This window comes from Streptomyces sp. SID5910 (assembly GCF_009862125.1).
Classification (GTDB): Bacteria; Actinomycetota; Actinomycetes; order Streptomycetales; family Streptomycetaceae; genus Streptomyces.
In genome coordinates, this window is record NZ_WWHX01000110.1 from 1 (window position 1) to 3,325 (window position 3,325).

General features: G+C 73.1%; 2 protein-coding genes. Both read right to left on the minus strand.

What is annotated here, in order from left to right; all coding sequences use genetic code 11:
* A partial coding sequence (locus GTW67_RS03820; RefSeq protein ID WP_161163371.1) for a bifunctional polysaccharide deacetylase/glycosyltransferase family 2 protein occupies positions 1-2,160 on the minus strand: 2,160 nt, incomplete at its 3' end.
* The coding region (locus GTW67_RS38090) for a hypothetical protein (RefSeq protein WP_524539740.1) at positions 2,160-3,325 on the minus strand (1,166 nt) is incomplete at its 5' end. The genes GTW67_RS38090 and GTW67_RS03820, both read right to left, overlap by 1 nt.

Sequence of the window (3,325 nt, forward strand, 5' to 3'; positions counted from 1 at the left end):
CTGGCTCGGGACCCCGCCGCCCGGGGCCTCCACGACGCCGGTGCGGCGCAGCTTCTGCCAGCGCAGACGGCCGCCGGTGAGCGCGGTGATCCAGGACTGGAGCAGCACGACGTACATGAGCTGGCGGTAGAGGATCTGCTGGAGCGGCAGCGAGATCAGATGGGTCATGCGTTCGCGGTCGAGGCGGAAGGCGTACGCCGCGCAGACCGCCTGGAGGAGCAGCACGCCCAGCCAGGCCACGATCGTCTTCTCGGTCGGGCCGAACACGATGCCGTAGAGCAGGAATATGTCGATCAGCGGGGCCAGGAGCGGCGCCAGGACCATGAACAGGGAGACGAAGGGCAGGCCGACGCGGCCGAAGCGGCCCGAGGGGCCCCGCTCGATCACGGCGCGGCGGTGCTTCCAGATGGCCTGCATGGTGCCGTAGGACCAGCGGTAGCGCTGGGACCACAGCTGCTGCACGGACTCGGGGGCCTCGGTCCAGGCGCGGGCGTTCTCGGCGTAGACGACGCGCCAGCCGGCCCGGTGCAGCGCCATGGTGACGTCGGTGTCCTCGGCGAGGGTGTCCTCGCTCATGCCGCCGATCGGCGCCAGCGCGGAGCGCCGGAAGGCACCCACCGCGCCCGGGATGGTCGGCATGCAGCCGAGGATGTCGTACATGCGGCGGTCCAGGTTGAAGCCCATCACGTACTCGATGTGCTGCCAGGCGCCGATGAGGCTGTCCTTGTTGCCGACCTTCGCGTTGCCCGCCACCGCGCCGACCTTCGGGTCGCCGAAGGGCTGGACGAGTTCGCGGACGGTGGACGGCTCGAAGACCGTGTCGCCGTCCATCATCACGACGATGTCGTAGCTGGCGTTGGCCAGACCGCGGTTGAGCGCGGCGGGCTTGCCCGCGTTGAGCTGGCGGATCACCCGGACGTTGGGCAGGCCCATGGCCTCCACGATCCGGGCCGTGCCGTCACTGGAGCCGTCGTCGATGACGATGATCTCGACCGGGTGGTCGCTCTCCATCAGCGAACGGACGGTGTTCTCGATGCACTTGGCCTCGTTGTACGCCGGCACCAGCACCGTCACCGGCTCGGTGACGGGCCGGCCCCAGCGGAAGTTGCGGCGGCGCACCCGGCGGGCGTGCACGCCGGACAGCAGGAGCATCAGCACGAAGCGGGCGATCACCAGGGTGCCGATGATCGACAGGCCCACGACCAGGCCGTCGGTGAGCTTCTCGGAGGCCTGGACCAGCCAGACCCACGCCTTGCCCTTCCACAGGTCGACGCCGGTCACCGGGGTCATGGCGCTGGGCGCGTCCAGGGCCTCGGTGAGGTTGTCGAACTCGTAGCCCTTCTTCTTCAGGTCGGGCAGGAACCGGTCCAGGGCCTTCACGGTCTGGTGGCGGTCGCCGCCGGAGTCGTGCATCAGGACGATGGCGCCCTTGCCGCCGTGCGGGGTGGCGCGGCGGATGATCTCGTGGACGCCGGGCTTCTGCCAGTCCTCACTGTCGGTGTTGTTGACGACGGTGATGTAACCGCGGGAGCCGATGTACTCGGTGACCGGCCAGGACTTGTTGTCCATGGCGTCGGCGAAGGACGAGTACGGCGGACGGAAGAGCGAGGTGCGGACACCGGCCGCGCCGGTGATGGCCAGCTGGTTCTGCGACAGCTCCCAGTCGATGCGCTTCTTGGACTGGAAGGAGAGGTCGGGGTGGTTGAAGGTGTGCAGGCCGACCTCGTGGCCCTCGTCGACCATGCGCTTGACGAGGTCCGGGTAGCGGGAGGCCATGGTGCCGGTGACGAAGAAGACCGCGTGGGCGTCGTGCTTCTTCAGCACGTCCAGCACCTTCGGCGTCCAGACGGGGTCCGGGCCGTCGTCGAAGGTGAGGACCAGGCGGTGGTCGGGCACGCGCAGGCTGTTGGCCTGGCCGCCGCGGGTGTCGATGACCGGGCCGCCCTCGAGGATCTTCTCGGGGACCTGGTCGGTGGCGGCGGGCGGCTGGACGCGGTGGTCGGCGAGGATCTCGCTGTGCACGTAGCCGCGCAGCATGAGCATCGCCACCATGGCGACGAGGACGAGCAGCGGCAGCAGCAGGCGCAAGGGCAGGCGGCGGCGCCGGGCGCCGTCACGGGCGCCGCGGGCGGCGCCGTGACGGCGTGTGCGGGAGGCCATCAGAGGGTGTACTCCGGGGACAGGGAAGGGGACGTGGAGGTGTCGGCCGGCGCGGTGTCGACGGGGGGCGCGGTTCCGGCGGCCACCGGGGTGGTGTCGCTCTCGCCGTTCACGGTGGTGCCGCCGCCGGGATCGGCCGGGGCGCTGCCGCCGTCCGTGGGCGTGGTCGGCTCGACCGGGGTCTCGCCGCCGCCCGCCGGGGTCGACGGGTCCGTGATGACGGGGGGCGGCTGCTGCGTCGACACGGTCGGGTCCGGCTCGACGGCACCGCCGCCGCCCGGCTTCTGGGCGGTCGTGGACGCGGAGGGCCGGGGATCGGCGCTGGTGCCGGGCTTCTTCGACGCGGCGGTGGTGCCGGGCGCCGGGGCGTCGGCCCCGGGCGTCGTCGCCGCGCCGGTGCCGGCCGAGGGGCTGGTCCCCGGGCCGGCGCTGCCGCTCGCGGAGGGCTGCGCGGACTGCGAGGGCGCCGGGGTGGTGTCGACCTGTCCGGCCGGCTTGCCCTGCTGCTGACCCGGTACGGGCAGCCAGGGCGCGTTGGAGTTGCCCGACAGGAGGGTGGAGACGATGACGACGGCGTAGATGGCGCAGGCGCCGCCGAGGGCGATGCCGATGCGGCGGAAGCGGCGGCTGCGGCGGCCCGACTCGTCGACGAACACGGGTCCGTCGGAGCCGTCGGACGCGGCGTGCTTGCCGGGGCTCTTGGTGGCCGCGCGGCGGATCACACCGTCGCCGAGCTGGACGGCGTCGAGCTGGACCGTGACCTCGTGGGGGTCGTGGGTGTGGTCGGTACCGCCGGCCGGGGCCGGGTCCGCCGCACCGGACGCGTCGGCGTCCAGGGCGCCCGGCGTCTCCTGCCAGGGGTCGCGGAGGGCGGCCGTGGCGGGGCCGGGCGCGGGGAAGGCACGGGTCGGGGCCGCCTGGGCCGCCGAGGGGAGGACGTCCGTCCGGTCGGTGTCCCGGCGCGGGGCGTCCCCGAGCCGGTGGCCGCCTCGCCCGGGCGCTCGGCCCTGGCCTATGCCCTGGCCTATTCGGTCCTGGCGCGGCGAGCCGCCGAAGAGGTCGGCACCCGCCTGGGGCTGGAGGATCTCGGTCTCGGCGGCACCCGAGTCGGGGCTCGGCACGCCCGCGACCCCGGCCGGGAACTCCCGGCTGCCTCCGAACCATC